This window comes from Pseudoalteromonas sp. SWYJZ98 (assembly GCF_015864495.1).
Classification (GTDB): Bacteria; Pseudomonadota; Gammaproteobacteria; order Enterobacterales; family Alteromonadaceae; genus Pseudoalteromonas; species Pseudoalteromonas distincta.
In genome coordinates this window covers 1-3,287 of the sequence record NZ_JADYXA010000078.1, presented here as the reverse complement: position 1 = coordinate 3,287, position 3,287 = coordinate 1, and the positions used below count along the sequence as shown (strand labels likewise).

The window sequence follows — 3,287 nt, the reverse complement described above, 5'->3', positions numbered from 1 at the left end:
GGCGCGCCGGTCAGCATGGTTGCGTAGGCGTCCCCGGACCGACTATGCGGCACGAGGTCGCCAAAAAAGTAAGCCGCACCACCGTTGGCTGTTGGCCCTCCGGTCGTCACATACGCCGCAGCGTTGAAGTAGAAGGCACGGCTGTCGGCCGCAATCGCCCACGCCACGTCCGCGGAACCAGCCGTGTGAGACTTACCCCAATAGAAACCGCCACTGAGCTGCGCGCTCGTAGGAAAAAGACCTGTGCCGGTAGACACCGCAGTCATATTCTCGTACCCGACCACCCGCGCCGCCGTCGTGCCGGTGTCGTTGACGCGCAGAAACTGCCCGTGGGCCTGCGGGTCGGCCGACTTGTAGACTGCCAAGTTGGTGCCGGTGTAAACCTTCGTCCAGCCAGNGCGCAGAAACTGCCCGTGGGCCTGCGGGTCGGCCGACTTGTAGACTGCCAAGTTGGTGCCGGTGTAAACCTTCGTCCAGCCAGCCGCAGCCATCTTCACCGTGATTGTGCCGGTGGCTGTGCCGTCAGCTTCAGCAGTTGCCCACCGGATGACGTTCGGTGCCACCGCGGTCACCTTCTGTTCGCCATTCAACCCAGCAGGTGTCGCCCCTGCGACCAGCACCACCGACTCGACGGCGGCTGCGTGATCGGCTGGAAATGTGGCCGTGGCTACACCACCCGTGATGATCACCGACGAGGCGGTCTGACTGCCCCAACCGTTTACCAAACAGGCGTCCAGCAAAGAGATCAGACTGCCAACTTGGCCGCGCAACGCTGGTGCACCCGGCATGGTGCTGCGGAAGAGTTTGACGGACGTGTCAACCGGAGAGGTCATCGGAAATCCTTACGGGCGATCCACGCCACCGCGTGTGATCAGAGAGAACGAATAGTCCAGGCCGGCTTCTGGGCCCTGCTGCACCGTGCGCGCCACCCACACGGGGAACTGCGCACCGACAGTGTTCATGCGTACGATATTTCCCACCGACCAGCCGGAACCCCAACCGGTTTCCAGAATGGTGAAGTACGGCGTACCAGTGGCCGGATTGTTCGGCGAGCAGTCAGCATTGATGGTCCCGGTCCCGATCACACCGACATGTTCGCCAATGATCTGGAATGCCGTGGTGCTGGTGAAACGGAAAGCCCATCGCTCCGTCACGGCACCAAGGTTGTTCACCTCTACGGGGGCCAGCGTGTTGTTGTAGGTCCCCGTGGCAGGAGAGCCGTCCACCACATCCGACCATGTGGTGCCATCCCAGGAGCCTTGGTCGAACATCAAGGACATGCGGCTACGCAGGTCTCCCGCGATCAGGGCGCCCGAGACGTAGCTACCTGGCACCGGAAAGTCGTGTGTGAGCTGACGTGTTAAGCCAATCTGGCCTGTGATCTGCACATCGCTGACCTGGGCCAAGTCCTCGATGCGGTGCTCGATGGTGATGGGTTGGCTCCAACCGGTGGTGTCCACAATCGTCACCGTTCCTGCTTCCAGGTTGGCCGTGTAGCCAGTGTTGATCGTGTCACCGTCATCGCCGATCACCCGAACGCGAGACAGGCGCGTGCGGGCCAGGTCGATGGTTTGCCCGTTCGACACAGTGGCCGGACTGGTTACCGCCGTATGGCCGACCACGGCGAAGCCACCGGGGCGGAAAATGGGAACGCGACCATCTTGTGGCAGCCGCACGGGGTCCAGGCCCAACACGTCGGCGTCCAGCGGGAGGTAGAAGTAAGCCACGCTGTTGTAGCGCAGTGTGGTTGGGTCCACAGGCCATGGGCGCCAGATTTTCAGCGCCTCAACTGCGCCCACGTCGTCCGCGTCGTACCACCACTCCAGCTTCTGCTCGACGGTCAGCGAGGTGTCGAGAACGTAGTCGCCGAACTGCAACTCGACCACGCCCGTCTCGAAGTCCACCTTGCCGCGCAGGTGTGTCCCCGCGATCACGCCGTCGATGCCCGCGCTGGCGGTGATCGCGTTACCCTCCGTGTCCGACAGGTTCATCACGAACCCGGCGGGCTTCAGGGGGGCGATCTGGGTGCGCATGAAAATGCTGGCAGTCGTCCACTTCTGACGCACAGTCCAGAGGCTTGTGATGGTCAGGTCTTCGGCGTCGTAGAGGGGGTCCACCACGTAGTCTGTGATCTCGGCGATGCCGCCCGCGTAGTTGACTCGGCCTGCGAAAAAACCGGTGCCCGGGGTCGTGCGATCCCGAATCAGGTCGCCGTCGTAGTCCGCATAGGTGTGACCCATCCAGGTGAACTGCACGCTGTTTGGCACCACGTAGTCGCTGGTGTATGGGCACAGGTCAATCGTGATGGTCGGGGGCTTGAAGCTGTACTCCGTAGTGACCGTGCTGGCGAAGTCTGTCGCGTACGTCACCGTCAGCGTCGAAGCGGCCAACAGCTCTTCACCCACGGATGTGTCGCCGTACTCCCCGCCTTTCTGCGCGCTGTCACCTCCGGTGGAAGGCTCCAGATAGCTCTCGAAGGATTCGGCATCTTCGTGATCGCTTTTGTATCCTTCCGTCGTCAGGTCAAGCTCGACCAGGCGCACATTCAGCGCGCCCGTGCCGTAGTTGACCGTGCCGAAATCACCGAGGCCACCCGTGCCGTCGTCAGTGAGTTCGTTGACCAAGGTTTCCTGTGTCTTCTCGGTCTTGTAGGTTGTCTTCGTGTGCGAAGAGCCTGCTGTGACCTTGCGCGATGCGCGGCGGCGCTGGGGTTCGAGGTATGCGTATCCGGTTGCCATGTGTTATGCCCCTGCGAGGAAATAGGTCTTGAGCACGCCGTCACGGCTCATCAGCGATTTTTGGCCTGCCGTCAGGTCACCGGAAGACCACACGGCTCCGCCAGATGCCGGAGGGTCGTACACGTTCCCAAAGCCTGCAAGGCTGCTTGGAATCACGTTGACGTACACAGTAGCGCCGTTGTCGTCTCGAATGCCGCCCGGATAGACGCCACCAACGGCCACCGCGCCGGTCGTAGCGCTGCCGCTCACCAATGGATCGCGCACCACGTCTGCCGGGGCTTTGATCGTGAGGGGAACGCTGGGGTTTGGCACAGGCCAAGAACCGGCGTTGTAGTTGTAGAGAACAACCGACTGGCCCACCGTGATGGACGACGGATTTTCCACGAAAACGTGGTGCGTGCTGTTCACCAGCCAGCCGGAGACTGTTGGTACAGAGAAGGACCCTTGACCCCCTGACACGGTGAACGTGCCGGAGGTTGCGCCAAGGCCGCCACCTTTAAGGGTGATGGTCGTCCAGGAGTACGTGCCGTCCGCGCCGGGGCCTGCGTC

The 3,287-nt window shown here is 62.3% G+C and carries 2 protein-coding genes; both read right to left on the bottom strand.

Annotation, left to right across the window (positions count from 1 at the left end; genetic code table 11):
* Positions 1 to 842: 842 nt before the first annotated feature.
* Positions 843 to 2,738 (bottom strand): hypothetical protein, encoded by a 1,896-nt coding sequence (locus I6F10_RS19725; protein ID WP_114488112.1) that lies wholly within the window; start codon positions 2,736 to 2,738, stop codon positions 843 to 845.
* Between the two features lie 3 nt (positions 2,739 to 2,741).
* The coding region (locus tag I6F10_RS19720) for a hypothetical protein (RefSeq protein ID WP_197099290.1) at positions 2,742 to 3,287 on the bottom strand (546 nt) is incomplete at its 5' end.

Bases quoted from the DNA above. Each gene is read 5' to 3' on its own strand.
- I6F10_RS19725 (WP_114488112.1), bottom strand. From the start codon at position 2,738: ATGGCAACCGGATACGCATACCTCGAACCCCAGCGCCGCCGCGCATCG.